Genomic DNA, 18499 nt, shown 5'->3' with positions numbered 1-18499 from the left:
ATCTGCTTAGACACCAATCTTAACCTTGAATGGCTAGATTCGGCTAACGCTATCAATCTTCAAGTCAGATTTACTTCGACGAGGTACTTGCCTCTCGACGTTTAATCACTCGTCCCTCGCTCACAAATGAAATTCCCTGGTTGCCCATTGTGTTGATCATCACCGTTTCAATGACTGGATCAGTTACTTTCTGCTGGGCGACCCACTCGACTAAAAAGCTCGCTCCTGCACCCCCACCTGTATCTGCTTGATCGACAAAAAAATAGGTTGAGGCAAGCGGTCTCAGTTCTACAGGCTGCTCTAAATATTTCCGAATTAACTTGCCATTTGTATCGTGGTAGAACACAGAAGTAATGATCATCGGGTGGGATTGGTCTGTATTTCGCACACTCAGAGTCACTGATAAGTCCATCTTCTGACTACGACTTATCGAATAGATATGAGAGTAGACAGGGACATAGACCGTTTGACCTCTAGCAATTTTAATGCTGTTTGTGAGTGTCACAGTTTTCAACTGAGGAGTAGGGGGCAGTTCAGCCTCTGGTTTACATCCTAGTAAAATCAGACCTACAATAGCAAGACAGAAATATCGCTTGATCATAATCGCGTTGGCTGGGGATGAATCCGACTAGACCAACAATAAGTGCGATCGCAATGCCCTGTCAAAAGTTCAGCATTGCGTCAGTATCCTCGCCACTAACGCAATGCAAATCGAGCTATGGAGTAGAGCGATTCGGTTCCCGTCCCACAATATAGCGAGAAGCAGCAACCTCACTGTTCAGAGGCGGCACTTGTCCCTTATTGACGAGGGCTTGATGGATAAAAGCTGCCATATCGCCACGAGTTGCAGGCTGATTCGGATTGAGAAGACGCTGCTGCGGATGATTCACCACAATCCCAGCACGAGTCACAGATGCGATCGCATCTCTCGCAAACTGTGGAATTTGATCTGCATCATCATAGTAACTGTTGAGGGTCTGGCTAGCAGGAACTGAAGTAGAATTTGCACTGGCAACCGTTTGGGATTGAGCAGGCTGAGCAGGTGGAGTTGCAGCCTTAGCAGACGGAGTTGCAGTCTTAGCAGCACTCATCAGAGGCTGCATCAAGGTTAGAGCCGCGAACGGCAGTACGATCGGTCGCCGAGTTTGCTGTCTGGGAGTTTGTTGAGCAGAAGCTTGTTGGGCGGGAGCCTTCGCATTTTGAGCTTGCTGCGCCGTTGTAGCAGTACTCGGAACCCGCTGACTGAGTTCTAGATTTCGAGCAAGTGACGTGAGAACTTCAGCCCGTGTAACGGATTGTCTCGGGCGAAACGTCTTATCAGGATAGCCATTCATAAAGCCCATCTCATAAGCTTCTTCGATCGCAAGAGACGCCCAGTACCCACTCGGAACATCTCGATACGCACTGCCACTGGAAATCTGTCTTTCTCGGTTTTGGTTAAATGCTTCCCGGATAATTGCTGCAAATTCATCTCTTTCTACAGGACGAGTGGGACGAAATGTTCCATCTGGATAGCCCTGGAGAATATTACGCTGAGCAAGTGCATTAATAAAAGGCTGTGCCCAGTGCTTTTGAGTGTCAGGAAAGCTGCCTTGAGAATTCTGCTGAGCATTAGAAGTGGTATTTAGCGAAATCGTGATTCCTGCCGCTAAACATCCTGCTAATGGTAGATAGTAGAGTCTTCTAGACATAATTATTTTTGCCTGCAAAGTATGCCTTTCTTTGTAGCTCTTTTCGGATCAAATATTTTTCAATCTAAAGACTGAGTATTACGGCAAAATCTGAACTGGAAGGGTCTGTCGAAATTGCTACAGTCGATAGATCACCCGTTCTTTAGCTCTATTCCGATTACAGTATTCTGCCTCCCACTGTATGAAGAATCAGCTTAGCTTCGAGGCGCATACATCATGACTAGAACGCCCAGAAGCGCGAGCCAGCCTCCAAGCCAATCGTATCGATCAGGAGCAACTCGATCGACAAACCAGCCCCACAAGATAGATGAAACGATGAAAATCCCACCATACGCTGCATAGGCGCGACCGAAATTGGCAGGCTGTAACGTTGGAACCACACCATAAATCGCCAAAATGATCACGCCCATCACTGCTAACCACGAACTTTTGCCTTCTCGGAGCCAAAGCCAAAAGAGATAACCGCCACCAATCTCACACAGTGCTGCGAGAACAAAGAAGAGTAAGGATTGAATCATGATTTGCAAGAATCGCTCATCAGTCTAGATGCCTCAATGAGTACAGCGCAAAATGAAATGGCTAGCAAGCATACGATCGCAATTCGGTTTTTTAGATAAGCTCAAGCTATATAATAATTAATGATACATCATCCTGTTAAATATTAAATTGTGTAAAGTTTTTTACTTTCCCTACAGATTGTATTTTCTGATACAAATTTCTAAGGGGACTGTTCCTACCATGTGACGGAGGTTAAACCTTTGCAAGTATCCAAATGCTGATTTCAAGCAATTTGATGGATGGATCTTGATGACATCTATCAGATTTATCTTGAAAACGTTTGAACATATTGCAGATTCGCGATAGGCATGTTTAACGATCGCGAATTGGGGCATCTAGCTGTGTCTGAAAGGTGCTTTCTGCTGATTTGTAAGGAACTGTGCGATCAAGGCTCTCCCGCAAGGGGTTGCCGGAGTCTTGGCCATTGCGCTGATACAATTCAGATTCACAGTTCGCGTCCCCTTCTCAGACCTTTCCTCACTGGAAAGCATTAGGGAGGGAGAGACGCTCACAATGTTCTAGAGGTTTCTCCCTTTCTGAGTCCTAGCTTCTCGGAGGTTTAGTGTCATGGAATTCCAAAATCTAAATGGTTTAGCTGGACAACAGGAAAACAATCAGTCATCGAGTAAGGAAAAGAAACACAAGAAACATAAAAAGAATAAACATCAGACCCATCCACCTTCTGCTGAAAATCCATCAGAGCCTTTTGAAAGTGACCTTCCTGAGCAAAAAAAGCTCGGCAAGCAAGCTTACGAGCTAGAACTTGCACGTTTGCAGTGTGAGTTGGTCAAAATGCAGTACTGGATCAAGCACACAGGCTATCGTCTCGTGATCTTATTTGAAGGGCGCGATGCTGCTGGAAAAGGAGGAACCATTAAGCGCATTGTAGAACCGCTTAATCCTCGCGGTTGTGGCATTGTTGCACTGGGGACTCCCTCCGATCGTGAAAAAACACAGTGGTATTTTCAGCGCTATGTCGCACACTTGCCCGCAGCCGGAGAGATTATTTTGTTCGATCGCAGTTGGTACAACCGAGCAGGCGTTGAGCATGTGATGGGCTTTTGTACCGACGCTCAGTACACCGAATTTATGCAATCCTGCCCAGAGTTTGAGCGGATGATTGTACGATCGGGAATCATGCTGCTGAAGTATTGGTTTTCCGTCAGTGACGAAGAACAAGAACGGCGATTTCAATCGCGAACGGTCGATCCGGCTCGTCGTTGGAAGCTCAGTCCAATGGATCTCGAATCGCGCGATCGCTGGGTGGAATATTCCAAAGCAAAAGATACGATGTTTGCTCATACGAATATTCCTGAAGCTCCTTGGTTCACGGTCGAGGCAGATGACAAGAAACGGGCACGTCTCAACTGTCTCAGCCATATTTTGAGCAAGGTTCCTTACACCGATATGACCCCCGAAGCGCTGGAACTTCCTCCACGCCGCGCTGCCCCAGACGACTATGTGCGTCCCCCTCGCAACGAACAGTTCTTTGTTCCCCACGTTTACTAAGTTTTCCACTTTCTCAGGACAATCCCTATGAGCCACGAATTGCGTGTTAAAGCGATCTCTCAAGTTACCGATCGAGTTCCCCTTCCTCCGAAAGTTCCTGCTCGTCTAGAAGCAATCTGGGCAAGCGATGTGTTTACCTTGAGCAAGATGCAAGCTTGCTTACCCAAGGATGTCTTCAAATCACTCCAAAGCACAGTTAAAACCGGTGGGAAACTCGATGTTTCTGTCGCAGGTGTCGTTGCGGCAGCCATGAAAGATTGGGCAATCTCGAAGGGCGCACTGTATTATGCTCACGTCTTTTACCCACTCACGAATGCAACGGCTGAAAAGCACGATGGATTCATTTCCGTACAAAGTGATGGGTCTGTGATCTCAGAATTTACGGGCAAAGTGCTGGTTCAAGGTGAACCGGATGGCTCATCATTTCCGAATGGCGGACTGCGAGCCACCAATGCAGCACGCGGATACACGGCTTGGGATGTGACGAGTCCTGCCTATGTGATGGAAACCGATAACGGCGTGACCTTGTGCATTCCGACGGTGTTTGTCTCTTGGACAGGCGAAGCACTCGATAAAAAAACGCCGTTACTGCGCTCGATCGCTGCAATGAATAAAGCTGCGACTCGCGCCCTGAAACTACTGGGCTACACTGAAGTTGCTCCTGTCAACTCAAGCTGTGGTGCAGAGCAAGAGTATTTCTTAGTGGATGCTCACTTTGCCCACAATCGTCCAGATTTGCTGCTCACGGGTCGAACTTTGTTTGGCAAACCTGCAGCGAAAGGTCAGCAATTTGACGACCACTACTTCGGTGCAATTCCAGAACGGGTTCAGGTCTTCATGCAGGACGTGGAAGAGAAACTATACCGACTGGGAATTCCCGCCAAAACTCGACACAACGAAGTCGCTCCTGGGCAGTTTGAAATTGCGCCCTTTTTTGAAGCAGCCAACGTTGCGAGTGATCACCAGCAGTTGATCATGACCATTCTCAAGACGACTGCTAAAAAGCATGGTTTCATGTGCTTACTGCATGAGAAGCCATTTGCAGGCGTGAATGGTTCAGGAAAGCACGTAAACTGGTCGGTCGGCAATCCCACTCAAGGGAATTTGCTAGATCCAGGTGATACACCGCACAAAAACCTCCAATTTCTGTTGTTCTGTGGCGCAGTGATTCGAGGGGTTCATACCTATGGCTCACTGTTACGAGCGGTTGTGGCAACGGCGAGTAACGATCACCGTCTCGGAGCAAATGAAGCTCCACCTGCCATCATTTCGGTCTATCTCGGCACGCAGCTCGAAGAAGTGTTTGAACAGATCGCCAAAGGTGAAGTCAAAGATTCGACCCACGGCGGAATGATGGATCTAGGAGTCGATACCTTACCGATATTTGCGAAAGATCCGGGCGATCGCAATCGTACGTCTCCCTTTGCTTTTACTGGCAACCGCTTTGAATTCCGTGCGGTTGGCTCGGGTCAATCTGTTTCGGGTCCCTTGGTCGCAATGAATACGATCTTGGCAGATTCGCTGTCCTGGGTATCTGACCAACTGGAAGCTGAACTGGCAAAAGGAACCGAATTGAGTGCAGCAGTGTTCACTGTGCTCAAAGAAGTGATGGACAAACATAGTGCTGTCATCTTTGGAGGAGATGGCTACTCTGAAGAATGGCATCGCATGGCAGTGGAAGAGCGCGGACTGCCGAATCTTCGGACAACTGCCGATGCCTTGCCGGTGTTGAAAGATAAGGCGATCGAAGATCTCTTTGAGAAGGTTGGAGTGCTCACTCCCGTTGAACTTGAAAGCCGCTTTGATGTTTATGCGGAGCAGTATATTCAATCGATCGAGGTTGAAGCGAAGCTCGTCGTAACCATGGCGAAAACGATCATTTACCCTGCGGCAGTCAGGTATCTAACAGATTTAGCAACTTCGATCTCAGCAATTAGCGGTATTGGCTTGACGCTTGAGAAAGACACGGCTGAAAAAGTGGCAGCTTTGATTCAATCGATGATGGATAACGTTAGTAAATTGAGCACAGCCATGAGCCAGCATGATTTTGAGAGTGTAGAGGCTCATATGCAGTACTGCTCTCAAACCATTCGTCCTTTAATGGACAAGGTGCGCGAGTATGCAGATGCCCTCGAAGGTGAGGTCGCAGATGATCTGTGGCCGATGCCGACTTATCAAGAGATGCTGTTTGTGAAATAGCTGATCGTTTTACCTAAGAAAAAGCCGCCTTCAATGAAGGCGGCTTTTTTCAACGCAATTGCACGATGGACAATGATACTCTTGGGCGACCTTAATCGACGGGGAGAATCATTCCTTCACGCGCTAACAAGCTATTGGGAAAGACCGATCTCACATCTGCTTCAATCTGATCCAACATGTCATCATCGTGATTCGGATCATGGTGGAACATCACTGCTTTTTTCACGCGTGCCGCATCTACGACTTTCAGTGCTTCTTGCCAGGTGGAATGTCCCCAACCGATTTTCGGAGCTTTGGGATCGTGATATTCCTCATCGGTATAGCAAGCGTCGTAGATCAAAATATCTGCATCACGAGCAAGATAGACCAAATCTTCATCAATGCGATCGGGATAATGTTCGGTATCGGTTGCATAAACAACAGTTTTACCGTTATAGGTGACGCGATAGCCGATCGCACTATTCGGATGATTTAACGGTCCGGTCTCAATGCGAATGCCGTCTAGGTCAATGACATCCCCCACCATCAGATCGGTGAATTTGAGATCGGACTTCATGATCTGCATCGGCACTGGAAAATTGGGGTCGTGCATTTGATCGCTGAGTCGCTTTTGCATCGTTGCGCCATTGGGAGCGATCGCACCATAGATGTGAAAGCAATTGCCAGGAATAAAGGCAGGAACGAAGAAAGGAAAGCCTTGAATGTGATCCCAGTGGGAATGGGAGAAAAACATGTGGGCTTCGACGGGCATCTGCTTGAGCATCGACTTGCCAAGAACTCGCAACCCAGTCCCGCCATCAAAAATCAAGCGTTTGCCACCAACTCGCATTTCAATACAGGATGTATTGCCACCATAGCGAACGGTTTCTTTTCCGGGAACGGCGATGCTGCCTCGAACACCCCAAAAGTGAATGAAAAAATCGGAAGACTGGGTCATTGCTGGATTTGCGTTTACTTCAAGCGCTCATGAACTCGACTTCGGCAGATAAAACTATCTTTATTGTGTCGATTGCCACAAGCAGTTTGCGACAGAACCGTATGATTTGACGGTGGGAGGGTTGTCCCTACTTCTAAGCTACCCAACAGGTTTTCACGACTACCAAGTTGACATGAATTATAGACGCAGATATAAAAAAAGGCTGAGGAATTTTCCTGAGCCTTGTAATCTACGTAAATTTACGGAATCTAGATTGCAGCTTTAATGCATTTTTCAACCAGTGGCATCACTTTATCCACATCTTGCCAACCGAGAATTTCGGTGACTTTTTTCTCCAGATTTTTGTAGGTTCTAAAGAATTCTGCCACTTCGTCTAAACGATGAGAGGCAATATCATTGAGTGATTTGACGTTTGCGTACCGAGGATCTTTGTCGGGAACGCAGAGAATCTTTTCATCGCGATCGCCACCATCAATCATCTCTAACATGCCGATCGGACGGGCTGCGATCACGCATCCAGGGAAAGTGGGCTGATCCATAATCACCATGCCGTCGAGCGGATCGCCATCATCCGCGAGGGTATTGGGGACGAAGCCGTAATCGAAGGGGTACATGACCGAGGCATACAGAACGCGATCGAGGGCGAAGGCATTGAGATCTTTGTCAAATTCGTATTTGTTTTTGCTGCCTGCGGGAATTTCGATCAAGACGTTAATTAAGCCCGGTTTGGGTTGGGCGGGAATGCGTGATAAATCCACTGCGTTTCTCCAAGCTAAACAGTTTTACCATTCTGAATTGTAGGGGAGAGCGGTTCACGCCAAGAAGAGTTTGTAGGCGGGATTTTGATTTTCGTCCCAATATCGATAGTGAATCGTATCGAGAAAAGCTTGCCAGTCTTCCATTTCATGCGGTGGGACTTGAATTCCGAGTACAATTCTCCCGTAGTCGGCTCCGTGATTGCGGTAGTGAAAGAGGCTGATGTTCCAGTCTGGACGCATTGAGGTAAGAAATTTGATCAAGGCTCCTGGACGTTCGGGAAATTCAAATCGGTATAAAACCTCGTTCTCTGCCAAAGCAGAGCGACCTCCGACCATGTGCCGCAGATGCAGTTTCGCAAATTCATCATCCGTGAGATCCAGCGTCTTGAATCCATTCGATTCAAAAGTTGTGACCATTTGAGCCGCATCAGAGCGCCCTGAAACCTGCATCCCAACGAAAATGTGAGCGATTTTCTCATCAGCAATTCGGTAATTGAATTCAGTAATACTTCTTCCCCCGAGAAGATCGCAGAATTTTCTTAAACTGCCGCGTTCTTCGGGAATGGTGACGGCAAAAATGGCTTCTCGGCGTTCTCCCAGTTCTGCACGTTCGGCAACAAATCTCAGACGATCGAAGTTCATATTCGCCCCACAAGCGACCGCGACAAGAGTCTGTCCGGTCATTTGTTCGCGTTCGACATAGGCTTTCATTGCCGCGATCGCTAAAGCTCCAGCAGGCTCGAGAATCGATCGGGTGTCTTCAAAGACATCTTTAATCGCCGCACAAGTGTCATCGGTATCGACCAAAATCATGTCATCCACATACTGCTGGCACAGCCGAAACGTTTCGGCTCCCACTTCTCGCACGGCAACCCCATCCGCAAACAGTCCGACATTCGGCAATTTGATCCGATGTCCCGCCTTAAGAGATTGAGTCATCGCATCTGCATCAACAGGCTCGACTCCGATGATTTTTGTTTCTGGGCGCAATCGTTTGATATAAGCTGCAATTCCGGAAATTAAACCGCCCCCACCGATCGCGACAAAGACCGCATGAATTGGTTGCTGATACTGCCGCAGAATTTCCATGCCGATCGTGCCTTGTCCCGCGATCACATCGGGATCGTCGAAAGGATGCACAAACGTCAGTCCTTTTTCGGCTTCTAATTGACGGGCATACGCATACGCATCGTCGTAGGTGTCTCCGTGTAGAACGACTTCTCCACCGCGCGATCGCACAGCATCAATTTTCACTTGCGGTGTGGTGACAGGCATGACAATGATTGCCGTTGTGCCTAAGCGCTTTGCACCCAGAGCAACACCTTGCGCATGATTTCCCGCTGAGGCAGCAATGACACCCTGCGCTAAGATCTCTGGCGAGAGTTGCGCCATTTTGTTGTAAGCTCCGCGCAGTTTGAAAGAAAAAACAGACTGCATGTCTTCGCGTTTGAGCAAGACTCGATTGTTCAACCGAGCAGAGAGATTCGGAGCAAATTCTAACGGCGTTTCTTGTGCAACATCGTATACACGGGCATTGAGAATGCGTTCTAGGTAGTCACCGGACATAAAGATGCGGGGAGGAAAGGGGTTGAATTCTTATTTTACGGGTAGAAGTCAACGAATTTATTTGCCGTTTGAGGGCAACCGAACTTTGAAACTCGGTTTGAAATCACTCAGGGTGGAAGACTGGATCGAAATTGATGATCAGTTTGAGTCGTATTTGCAGCGAAAAGCAAAGTTACTAGAAACGAACTATTCAGAAGTATTCGCGAGTTTAGCAGGGAGCGAGGCTGCACAGCGGGAAGTTCTCGATCGCTTACTCGATCATCTCTTGCATTACTTTCCTGATTTTTATCAGCGAATCGGCGATCGCATTACAATTCGGCTTACGGATCAAACTTGGCAAATCTCTGAATTTGAAAATCCTTTAGATTTAGCCGGTCGCTTAGTTCAAGAAGACCTGTGTGTGATGCAAAAGCATGAGAATCAGTATTTTCTGAGTGCAGCATCACTTTGTTTTCCGTCCCGATGGCGATTGAGAGACAAACTTGGACGACCTTTAGTCGAGATTCACCAACCTGTGCCTGACTATCCAGAGCAGTTAGAACATCCGGTCGATCGGTTCTTCGATCGCTTAAAGCCTGAATTTCCTGGCGTTCGATTGAATTGGAGCATTGTGGATACGCCAGAGCTATTTTTGGGATATCAAAGCGAGTCACACAATACAGGAGAGCATCTATGGATTCGGGTTGAACGGCAAACTCTGCGAAGATTTGAGCATAGTATTTTGTTTGGGATTCGCACCTATCGTTATCCGATCAAGATTTTGAAAGCGTATCCCGAATTGGCGAAGGGACTTGCTGAGAATGTGCGATCGCTGTCGCCAGAAATGCAGCTTTACAAGAACATTCAGCCAATTCGAGACAGGCTTTTGAGGGAACTTAACTTGGATTAATCATTTGCTCTGGACGCACGAATTGATCGAATTCTTCTCCCGTGAGCAATCCGAGTTCAATACAAGCTTGACGCAAAGTAGAGTTCTCCTTGTAAGCTTTGTAAGCAACTTTGGCAGCGTTATCGTATCCAATCTTAGGATTCAAAGCTGTCACGAGCATCAAGGAGTTTTCCAAAAAATGATTGATGCGATCGCGATTCGGCACAATTCCCACAACCATGTGATCGGTAAACGAAGAGCACGCATCAGAAAGAATGCGAATCGAATGAATCAAATTATGAATCAACACAGGCTTGAACACATTTAGCTCAAAGTTACCTTGGCTTGCTGCAATCGCGATCGCACTATCGTTGCCCATAACTTGCACACAGACCATTGTCATTGCCTCGCATTGAGTCGGATTGACCTTACCAGGCATAATCGATGATCCAGGCTCATTCGCAGGTAACACTAATTCTCCTAATCCACAGCGAGGACCTGACCCCATCCAGCGCAGATCATTGGCGATTTTCATCAACGCACAAGCGAGCGTTTTAATCGCTCCGCTCGTAAAGACGATCGCATCATGAGCCGCTAAGGCCGCAAACTTATTCGGGGCACTGACAAAAGGAAGTCCGGTTAATTCTGCAATTTTACTTGCCGATCGCACTGCAAACTCAGGATGGGTATTGATTCCGGTTCCAACTGCGGTTCCACCAATGGCGAGTTCATACAATCCGGGGAGAGTTGCTTCGATTCTGGAGATCGCTTGCTCCAACTGTGCCACATAGCCGGAGAATTCTTGACCTAAAGTTAAAGGCACAGCATCCATCAAATGAGTCCGCCCAATTTTAATGATGTCCTCAAACTCATTGGATTTACTTTGCAACGCATCGCGCAACTTTTTAATCATCGGGAGCAATCGTTGATGAATCGCTTCTGCTGCGGCAATATGCATTGCAGTTGGGAATGTATCGTTTGAGGATTGAGACATATTGACATGATCATTCGGATGAATGGGAGTTTTACTTCCCAGCTCTCCGCCCGCTATCTCGATCGCACGATTCGAGATCACCTCATTCGCATTCATATTCGTTTGCGTTCCACTTCCGGTCTGCCAGACAGACAAGGGAAAATGATCATTGAGCTTGCCAGCAATCACTTCATCAGCGGCTTGAATCATCAATGTTGCTTTTTCCGCAGGGAGCTTGCCTAAGTCTTGATTGACGATCGCGGCAGCTTTTTTCAAAATGCCAAATGCCCGAATCAGTTCTGTCGGCATTTTGTCTTGTCCGATTGCGAAATACGTGAGCGATCGCTGAGTTTGCGCTCCCCAATAGCGATCGCACTCGACCGCGATCGCGCCCATACTATCTGTTTCTGTCCGAGTCGTTAAATCCACACTGAGTTTCTCCGCCGTAATCGTAGGACATTCCACCACCTGTCCAATTTATCATCCCAAAAACGGTTGACCGATTTACGCTAGAAGAAAGACATTTCTAGTGCTCAATCATGCCTCTCAATCCCGTCATTTTCGTTCACGGCATCACCGATACCTTCGCTCTCTTCGACCCGATGACACAGTACCTAGAGCGTTCAGGATGGCAGACTTATGGATTAGACTTGATTCCAGCCAATGGAGATAGCCACCTTGATCTCTTAGCAAAACAACTTGCAGCCTATATCGAAGCCACCATTCCCGCCGATCAACAGATTGATCTCGTTGGCTTTAGCATGGGTGGACTGGTCAGTCGCTATTACGTTCAGCGCTTGGGTGGTATTAGCCGAGTGCAGCGATTTATCACGATTTCTACACCGCACAATGGCACACTTGCAGCCTATCTTTCTCAACGTCCTGGCTGCATACAGATGCGCCCGAATAGCTCTTTTTTGCGTGATTTGAATCAAGATGTGCAAATGCTCGATCGCATTAATTTCACTTCGATTTGGACACCTTTGGATGGCATTATCGTTCCAGCAAATAGCTCTGTTCTTCCCGTTGGAGAAGCGATTCAAATCAAAGTTCCGCTTCATGCGTGGATGGTGACTGATCCACGATCGATGACACTGGTTGCCGAAGCCCTGAGAAAGCCACTTGAGAAAGCCAGTTCACCATTGACAACCTATTGATTCAGCCAATGATTTAATTCTCCACTCAGCCACTCACTAAACAAAGTCGAGAGAATCTCTTCGCGAATTTCAGGAGTCAGTTGAGCGGGAATAAACTCTTCGACTAATAAAAGGTGAAACCCTTGGTCAGTCTGAATGGGGCGCACCACTTCTCCTGGGGTCGCACCAAATGCTGCCGCTGCAATTTCTGGTTTCAAATTCCAACGATATACGGCTCCTTCATATCCACACTGATATCGCCGTTTACTATCCATATCGTAAAGATGAGCCGCCTCATAAAAACTAATTTCTCGTTCCTCGGTTTGATAAAAAACTTCTCGAGCCACATGCTCGTAAGGAACAAGAACTTGATACAGAATCACCCGCTCAAAATTCAGGCGATTCTGGGCGAAAAAACCTTCAACTTGCTGCCCAAATAGCGTCTCTTTTAATTTTTGGGTGAGTAGTCGATCGCGGATGCCCGCTTCCCAATCTTCAACTGTAATTTGCTGCTCTGCCAGCCAAGCTAATGTATCAGTGGCACGCTCTAGCCGTAGGTCACGTCGGATGAGATCGGCCTCTGCTTGGATTTCCTCAGGCGAGACAAAAATCTCACGCTCACGAGCCGTTTGATCAATAATTTTTTGAGTGAAAATCGCCTGACACACTTCTTTGAATTGCAGGTTCTTCTTCAAGTAACCAACAATCTCATCAGGTTGAATCGAAGAGTATGACGAGGAAACCATGCCGTTTTCAATCTGAATAAACATCACTGAACCTGTAGAGTTGAAAGAATAATTGAAGGATCTATCCAGCCTTCTACAGTAGGAATTAATTTTACCGACTGATGGAGGCAGGGCGATTGTGTATTGAGACGGAATTATTCGCGATCGCTTTCATGATCGTTTATACAAGAGATGAAATGAGATGATTGAGACTCAAGCAGCCCTGAAGATGTATAAAGCTAAACGATCAAATAAGGCTTTTTAGCTAGTGTAGGGATTGAAAAAAATTAGATGTTGCCATTTTGGCTAATTCTGCTAACAAAGCTTTGCCATTCTCTCGATGTGGACTATTGAGTAGAATGTGCCAAATTGGCAATTTGTTTCAACGAACACCTGCTTAGATTGTAAAAATAGCTTTATCTGTGAGATACATCCTATGCAGATCAACGATTTGAACTATTTAGAACATGTTCTAGACATCAAGACAATTTCAGGAGGAGTTATTGTCGGTGTAACGGCTGACGCATCCGCTACCGGAGATTCAAGCTTCACCCTAACTGATACCAGAACTAAAGTGAAAGAATTGGGAAATGGAGGATCTATCGGAAAAGGCAGTGGGATAGCAGTTGCGACCGGAACCGATTCGCTGGCTGGAGTTGATCTCTTTGGCTCGGGAGACAAGGTGATCGAGAAGACAAAAGTAAAATACTTTTCAAACAAAGACACGATGATTGTTAAGGGTAAAATCCTGGTCATCGATAAACCTTAGTCTCAAGCTCCTGATTGACTGACAAATCTTTCTCATCTCGCATGGCTTGCACGCGATCGCATTGCTCCGCACGAGGTTGAAACCCCGTGCTCATCGAACGAAGTCTCTGAAGAGACTGTATTCCTAAGCCATTAGCTGGGTTCAGGAGTCCCTTTAGGGAGTTCGCATGGTTAGCACCGGGTTTTGAATCTGGTGCGGGACAGAAACGCAGCCAAGATGATGTTCAACGTTTTGTCAGTTACCCAGTTCAAGCTCTCAAGCTTTTTGATTTTCTTTAATTTTGATAGGGGCGAGAGTAGAGAGTATCTCACCCCTACTTTTTTGCTACTGTTTTGCACAACTGACCTTAATTTTGACGTTGCCCTGATCTTGCAATGCAAGTCGTAGATGATTGCGAACCTCAACTAAATCGGGTCGTAAAGTAATTGCCTGCCGATAAGATTCGATCGCGCTCTTTAAATCACCCGCTTGCCGCTGAGCATTCCCTAATTCGTAGCTGAGTGCAGCATAACGAGCTTGATCTTCAATCGATAATTTGTTCTGGGCATGAAGCACAGCAGCGATACCCAACTCGGCTTGAAGATTATCAGGTTGAAGTGTCTGTACTTTTTGATAAGCCGCGATCGCGGCTTCCCATCTTTTCTGTTTTTGCAAGACAAGCCCCAGAGCAAGGTAAGCTTCTACTAGTGCTGGATTCATCGCGATCGCTTGCTGATAGCACTCAATAGCGCCGTTATCATCACCCATCTGTTGGCACTCGTCGCCTAGCTCAGAATTGACTGTTGCATAATGCACCTGCTGGTCTAATGGGAGCGTCCCCTGAGCATAAAAAGCATTTGCTAGACAAACGGCGATTTCACGCACCTCCGGCTGAAGCTCCTGCGCTCTTTGATAAGCTGAGATCGCGTCTTCCCAGCGCTCTTGTTTTTGTAGAGCACGCCCCAGAGTATAGTAAGCTTCAGCTAACTCTGGGTTCATGGTGATCGCCTGCTGGTAATATGCGATCGCAACCTTTAAGTCGCCTGCTTGTTGGCGTTTGTTGCCCAAAGTAGCATTGATGACAGCATAGTGCTCCTGTTGTTCCGGGGGTAATGTGCCCTGAGCGTAAAGTGCATTCGCCCAAATCACTTCTGCTTCAATCGAATCCGGTTTCAGTTCACGAGCCGTTTGATAACAAGCGATCGCATCGTCCCATTTGTTCTGCTGCTGTAAGGCATAGCCCAGATTGTGATAGAGAGCAAATGCAACATTAGAGGATTGAGGCTGAAGCATTAAAGCTTGCCGATACACCTTTTCTGCTTCTAGTAACTGCTCTTGAATTTGGTACAAGTTTCCTAAACTAAACCAAGCTCTGACATCGTTCGGCTGTAGCTGTAGCAAACTTCTAAAACACTCCTCGGCAGTTGGATAATCTCCCTGGTGATGCATCACCACTCCTAAGTTATACAGAGCTTCTGGATATTGAGGTTGCACCCTTAGAATCTGGCGGTATGCTTGCTCAGCCTGACTCAGTTGATTCGTCTGTTGGTAACTTGCTGCAATTTGAAGTGCTTTAGGAATCAGCCGAATATTTAGCGGCTGAATTGGATTGAGCAAGTGCTTACGCTCGATCGCAACAATCTTAATTCGCCGCTCTTTTGCGCCAAAAGAAAACTTATACGCCTCATTGCCCAGTAGAAAGTCATAAACTTGAAACCCCTTCTGAATCGCATCCCGAATCGCGTCCGCATGGAGAATGATTCCTGGAGCCAGATCTTTCACAGTATCGTCGCGTCCTCCGATCAAAAACAAAACCGTTTTATGGCTCCAATCTAAGAGATTCGCGATCGCGCCGAGTGGCTTTTCTCCCTGCCATAGCGCAGACAAAGACAAGGCTTGATGTTCAAAGCAATGCCGCAATGTATGCCCAATCTTATCCAAAATCTTCTGGCATTGATCCGCCCCTTTTCTGCTTTCCCAGTTTGATCTCCAGAGTTCCAAAAGTACCTCAAGATGATCCTCAAAATTATCTGCGTTGGCATAGGTCAAATGGAATTCAGAAGAATCCTCAATTTTTCTGAAAAAGCGTCTGATTTTGTGCCGAGTATTTGAGCTAACAACGGTCTGAAGATACTGTTCCCAGGTGCCTGGCAAATCAATATATGGAACAATGTTATTGTCGATATGATCTAAGTCACTAACGTAGCATCGTTCCTTCAATTCAAATCCTTCTGTCAGAAACTCCTTCAAAATTAGGCTAATTCTTCCCTCGATCGTCGCAATATTATCTAGCTCAAAAGTCCACCATTCTTCTTGTTGAAGAAATGCAGCAAACGCAGAGCTTACAGCTATTTCATATTCAGGCAAACAGATAAATCCAACATGGTCTGCATCAGCTACTCCTGCCATCACAAGTTCACTATGAAATGATCCATCTGGATTCTCAAGTGCTGTAAGGTATAGCGGAAAAAATGCGACATACTCTGAACCGCGGCTCCTTGATTTGGCTGCTAATATAAACCACGATTCATGAAACTGATCATACCGTTTCAGTACTCCAGATAGCCAGATCCAAGATGAGAAGAATCGAGCCTGATGATCAGCATTGTATATGGATTCCCAGGTATTTCTAATCGTCTGAAACATTTCAAAATCATCAATAATGTCAATTTCTATGTCTTCCATATCTGGTTTCTCCTGAAATTGTTTATCAACAATCAATATTTCTGCCGCCGCCAAGGATTTTAGCAATCAAAAAATGTATCGATGTGCCATTCTGGCAGAATTCAATCTCATAAATGTAATGTCGAAAAAAATTACTAAAACACAAACAAAACTGCCAAAATGGCAACCTCTAAAAAACGCATCCTTTATCTTATAAATATCAACTCAAACAACAGAGTTGAAACAACTAAGAAACAAAAATTCCAAGGAGAAATCCAATGATTATTTCTGATCTCAACTACTTAGAAACCGCTCAAACAGAAGTTTTCGGTGGCTTTACTTATCCCTCTGTCTCCTTCAAAGAAACCGTAAAAATCAACAAATACATCAACTCGAAAGTCAATCTGAAAGGTAACGTCGCTACTGCTGAATCTGATGCAGAAGCTTATGGAAAAGACAGTTTGGCTCAGATTTTCACCTACACGAAAACTACGCCTTACTCGTCTTATTCGAGCGGTACTTCTATCTCTGCTTCCAACTAGAACTCAATTAATTATTGAGTGACTAGTTTAAGGTAGGGCAACCATGGAATCTCTCCGTTGTTGCCCTACCTTAATTTGTTTTGTTCTGCCTTAAGCTTTTTGCACGAATGATTAAATTGAAAAATTTAAGGGCGATATTGTCGTACCAAAATTGCTTGTGCAAATTGCATAGTATTGGAGGAAAAAGAATGACTTGTTTGATGATCACTGATCTAGACTATCGCGTAGACTCGACTGTGAAAGAGAGCATTCATGGCGGCGTCAGTGTGAGCGTCAGTACCACAACTTACAGCACGAAGAATTTTACTTATGCGAATGCGAATGCAGGTGCAAGTGGTTCAATGACCTATACTTCCACAAAAACATCCACACGGATTAATAACGTTGGCTATTTATATTCCAGCAATGCAAATGCAGATGCCTATGCGCTAGCCGCAGCGCAATACAATACCGCGATCGCGCGATCAAATAGCACCTCGATCTATGTCAGTGTGTCGAACAAATAGCAATCAAATGCAGTAAAGTTGAGGATACCGAAAGATGAGCCAGCACAAGATCTTGATTCGACGAATTATTTCAACTGATGGGCGATCGAGAGCCGAAGCTAGAAGTGAGGTGATTCTCTCAGACCCCACAACGGTTTCCCATCAATCTGTCAGCATCAGCGTCTCTTCGGCAGGAACGAGCCAAAGCGCAAGTAGTCGCTCTACAAGTTGCTCCAACAGTTCTTCAGCATCGAGCTAGTAAATTCAATCTAATCATACAGAAAACACAACACGAGTTCCGTGTTGTGTTTTTACTAGGTCGTAATTAGATTTAGAATGGGAAACTGGCTGTCAAGCTCCGAGCAGAGGCGAAAGAGACAACCGGAGATGTGCCGAAGTTTAGAGCCAAGATTGTTCTAGACTTGCCATCTGCTGTCGCCATTGTTGTGCTAGAGACTGCAAGATTTGGATTACCAGGGAGAGAGAGGCTGATACCTTGAGGTGAATTTGCTAGCTTTGTGCTCCACAGCTCTGTACTACCCTGTTTCAGAGAAAGCGTGTTGTCCTCACTCAGTGAAAGGGTCAGGATACCGTCATTCGCTTGTAGAGCACCAAAAATATCTGATGAGTGATCCAGAATTTCAAGATGAGACAAGTCGCGAATCAGCATATAAATACTCCTTATTTGCCAGTATTCTAGTCAGTTGTCAACAGAGAAGCCTGCCATTTTGGCACCTTATTCACGGGCAAGTCGTTGCATTGACCCAACCATTGTTCTAAGGTTGCAAATGTTCCGCCTTTAATTCGAGTTCGAGGCTCACTCACGACTTCCAAGTAATTCAAATCCTTGATCGGATTCGGTTGCTGCGGATTTGAATCAGGAGTTTGAGCTTGCTTTTGCCCTGCTTGATAGTGATCCTTCATAATCCGGTTATAGGTTCTGTAGGGAATGTAGTGGAGCGGATTATAGCCACCAAACTGCAAAATTAAAACACAAGCCCACGAATATTTTCCTGCTAAGATCGCTTCAATCACTTGGTTAAATTGCTCAGTTTCCATGACGCGATCGAGCGATGCGCTCGAATTTCTAAAGCCTTGTTGAGTCATGCTTTTCACCTTTTTTATATCCTAGTCAGATCT

General features: G+C 46.1%; 19 protein-coding genes. 8 read left to right on the top strand and 11 right to left on the bottom strand.

Annotation, left to right across the window (positions count from 1 at the left end; all coding sequences use genetic code 11):
- Window positions 1-70: 70 nt before the first annotated feature.
- From LEPBO_RS0111045 to LEPBO_RS0111035, 3 genes are all read right to left on the bottom strand, one after another.
- Window positions 71-601: a DUF3124 domain-containing protein gene (locus LEPBO_RS0111045; protein ID WP_017287627.1), complete on the bottom strand. Its 531-nt coding sequence runs from the start codon at window positions 599-601 to the stop codon at window positions 71-73.
- 115 nt (window positions 602-716) lie between these two features.
- Complete coding sequence (locus tag LEPBO_RS0111040; RefSeq protein ID WP_017287626.1) at window positions 717-1691, bottom strand: S-layer homology domain-containing protein; 975 nt, start codon at window positions 1689-1691, stop codon at window positions 717-719.
- A gap of 194 nt (window positions 1692-1885) precedes the next feature.
- Entirely contained in the window at window positions 1886-2209 is a 324-nt protein-coding gene (locus LEPBO_RS0111035) for a YnfA family protein (RefSeq protein ID WP_017287625.1), read from the bottom strand.
- Window positions 2210-2816: 607 nt separating this feature from the next.
- On the opposite strand from LEPBO_RS0111035, the gene ppk2 reads away from it, so the two are divergent.
- Both ppk2 and LEPBO_RS0111025 read left to right on the top strand, forming a co-directional pair.
- Window positions 2817-3758, top strand: a complete 942-nt coding sequence (gene ppk2, locus LEPBO_RS0111030) for a polyphosphate kinase 2 (protein WP_017287623.1) — start codon at window positions 2817-2819, stop codon at window positions 3756-3758.
- Window positions 3759-3785: 27 nt separating this feature from the next.
- On the top strand, window positions 3786-5957 hold the full coding sequence (locus LEPBO_RS0111025; protein WP_017287622.1) for a glutamine synthetase III family protein: 2172 nt from the start codon (window positions 3786-3788) through the stop codon (window positions 5955-5957).
- 91 nt (window positions 5958-6048) lie between these two features.
- Here the strand turns inward: LEPBO_RS0111025 and LEPBO_RS0111020 are convergent, their stop codons facing one another.
- The 3 genes from LEPBO_RS0111020 to ilvA form a co-directional block, all read right to left on the bottom strand.
- A complete protein-coding gene (locus tag LEPBO_RS0111020; protein WP_017287621.1) occupies window positions 6049-6894 on the bottom strand; it encodes an MBL fold metallo-hydrolase in 846 nt (281 codons plus the stop codon).
- A gap of 248 nt (window positions 6895-7142) precedes the next feature.
- Window positions 7143-7652: an inorganic diphosphatase gene (locus LEPBO_RS0111015; RefSeq protein ID WP_017287620.1), complete on the bottom strand. Its 510-nt coding sequence runs from the start codon at window positions 7650-7652 to the stop codon at window positions 7143-7145.
- A gap of 54 nt (window positions 7653-7706) precedes the next feature.
- Window positions 7707-9218: a threonine ammonia-lyase, biosynthetic gene (gene ilvA / locus LEPBO_RS0111010; protein ID WP_017287619.1), complete on the bottom strand. Its 1512-nt coding sequence runs from the start codon at window positions 9216-9218 to the stop codon at window positions 7707-7709.
- Between the two features lie 22 nt (window positions 9219-9240).
- On the opposite strand from ilvA, the gene LEPBO_RS0111005 reads away from it, so the two are divergent.
- Complete coding sequence (locus LEPBO_RS0111005; protein WP_026148558.1) at window positions 9241-10107, top strand: heme-dependent oxidative N-demethylase family protein; 867 nt, start codon at window positions 9241-9243, stop codon at window positions 10105-10107.
- Here the strand turns inward: LEPBO_RS0111005 and fumC are convergent.
- On the bottom strand, window positions 10094-11527 hold the full coding sequence (fumC, locus tag LEPBO_RS0111000) for a class II fumarate hydratase (protein WP_017287617.1): 1434 nt from the start codon (window positions 11525-11527) through the stop codon (window positions 10094-10096). The genes LEPBO_RS0111005 and fumC overlap by 14 nt on opposite strands.
- A 71-nt stretch (window positions 11528-11598) precedes the next feature.
- On the opposite strand from fumC, the gene LEPBO_RS0110995 reads away from it, so the two are divergent.
- Window positions 11599-12216, top strand: a complete 618-nt coding sequence (locus tag LEPBO_RS0110995) for an esterase/lipase family protein (protein WP_017287616.1) — start codon at window positions 11599-11601, stop codon at window positions 12214-12216.
- Here LEPBO_RS0110995 and LEPBO_RS0110990 read toward each other — a convergent pair.
- The gene (locus LEPBO_RS0110990) at window positions 12210-12965 is read right to left on the bottom strand and encodes a peptidylprolyl isomerase (protein WP_017287615.1); all 756 of its coding nucleotides are present in this window, start codon (window positions 12963-12965) and stop codon (window positions 12210-12212) included. The genes LEPBO_RS0110995 and LEPBO_RS0110990 overlap by 7 nt on opposite strands.
- A gap of 391 nt (window positions 12966-13356) precedes the next feature.
- Between LEPBO_RS0110990 and LEPBO_RS0110985 the strand changes: the two genes are divergently transcribed.
- On the top strand, window positions 13357-13689 hold the full coding sequence (locus LEPBO_RS0110985; protein ID WP_017287614.1) for a hypothetical protein: 333 nt from the start codon (window positions 13357-13359) through the stop codon (window positions 13687-13689).
- A gap of 324 nt (window positions 13690-14013) precedes the next feature.
- Here the strand turns inward: LEPBO_RS0110985 and LEPBO_RS0110980 are convergent, their stop codons facing one another.
- Window positions 14014-16353 carry a GNAT family N-acetyltransferase gene (locus LEPBO_RS0110980; RefSeq protein ID WP_017287613.1) on the bottom strand — a complete coding sequence of 780 codons (2340 nt, stop codon included), beginning with the start codon at window positions 16351-16353 and terminating at the stop codon, window positions 14014-14016.
- A gap of 257 nt (window positions 16354-16610) precedes the next feature.
- Here LEPBO_RS0110980 and LEPBO_RS0110975 point away from each other — a divergent pair, with 257 nt between their 5' ends.
- From LEPBO_RS0110975 to LEPBO_RS42280, 3 genes are all read left to right on the top strand, one after another.
- A complete protein-coding gene (locus LEPBO_RS0110975; RefSeq protein WP_017287612.1) occupies window positions 16611-16874 on the top strand; it encodes a hypothetical protein in 264 nt (87 codons plus the stop codon).
- A gap of 188 nt (window positions 16875-17062) precedes the next feature.
- On the top strand, window positions 17063-17380 hold the full coding sequence (locus LEPBO_RS0110970) for a hypothetical protein (RefSeq protein WP_017287611.1): 318 nt from the start codon (window positions 17063-17065) through the stop codon (window positions 17378-17380).
- A 34-nt stretch (window positions 17381-17414) separates the two neighbouring features.
- Window positions 17415-17618 carry a hypothetical protein gene (locus LEPBO_RS42280; RefSeq protein ID WP_071596156.1) on the top strand — a complete coding sequence of 68 codons (204 nt, stop codon included), beginning with the start codon at window positions 17415-17417 and terminating at the stop codon, window positions 17616-17618.
- 72 nt (window positions 17619-17690) lie between these two features.
- On the opposite strand, the gene LEPBO_RS0110965 is transcribed toward LEPBO_RS42280, so the two are convergent.
- On the bottom strand, window positions 17691-18029 hold the full coding sequence (locus LEPBO_RS0110965) for a hypothetical protein (RefSeq protein ID WP_017287610.1): 339 nt from the start codon (window positions 18027-18029) through the stop codon (window positions 17691-17693).
- Between the two features lie 26 nt (window positions 18030-18055).
- Complete coding sequence (locus LEPBO_RS42865; protein WP_017287609.1) at window positions 18056-18466, bottom strand: HetP family heterocyst commitment protein; 411 nt, start codon at window positions 18464-18466, stop codon at window positions 18056-18058.
- Window positions 18467-18499: the final 33 nt, after the last annotated feature.

The organism is Leptolyngbya boryana PCC 6306, from assembly GCF_000353285.1.
In the GTDB taxonomy this organism is placed as follows: domain Bacteria; phylum Cyanobacteriota; class Cyanobacteriia; order Leptolyngbyales; family Leptolyngbyaceae; genus Leptolyngbya; species Leptolyngbya boryana.
The sequence above is the reverse complement of the archived record's forward strand: the minus strand, read 5'-3'. Positions and strand labels throughout refer to the sequence as shown.